Origin of the sequence: Streptomyces caelestis (assembly GCF_001279005.1) — a bacterium.
GTDB lineage: Bacteria > Actinomycetota > Actinomycetes > Streptomycetales > Streptomycetaceae > Streptomyces > Streptomyces heliomycini.
Window position 1 is genome coordinate 1 of sequence record NZ_LGCN01000124.1, and the last position, 301, is coordinate 301.

At 71.8% G+C, this 301-nt stretch carries 1 pseudogene; it reads right to left on the minus strand.

The window, feature by feature from the left end:
• Positions 1–301, minus strand: a pseudogene (locus ADK41_RS42490) (hypothetical protein); the annotation flags it as partial.

Genomic DNA, 301 nt, shown 5'->3' on the forward strand with positions numbered 1-301 from the left:
CGCGCGGACGGAGGCGGCGTCCACGATCGCCGAGGTCCAGTCCACCTCGCCGCGGGCGCCGAGTTCGTCCAGAACGGCCTGGTGCAGCCGTCGCCACAGCCAGTCATTGCTCCATGAGGAAAACCGGCATTGGGCGTTGGCCGGTGAGACCCCGAATGCCTCCGTCAGGTGCCGCCAGGCCCAGCCGCCCCCTGCGGTCCCTGACCGGACACCTGACAGCCCGGCGGCAGGAGATCGGAACGCGGTGGCGGCGCCTTCCCGCCGCACGTACTGAGAGCTCCCGGCGAACGCGCCTTCGCTC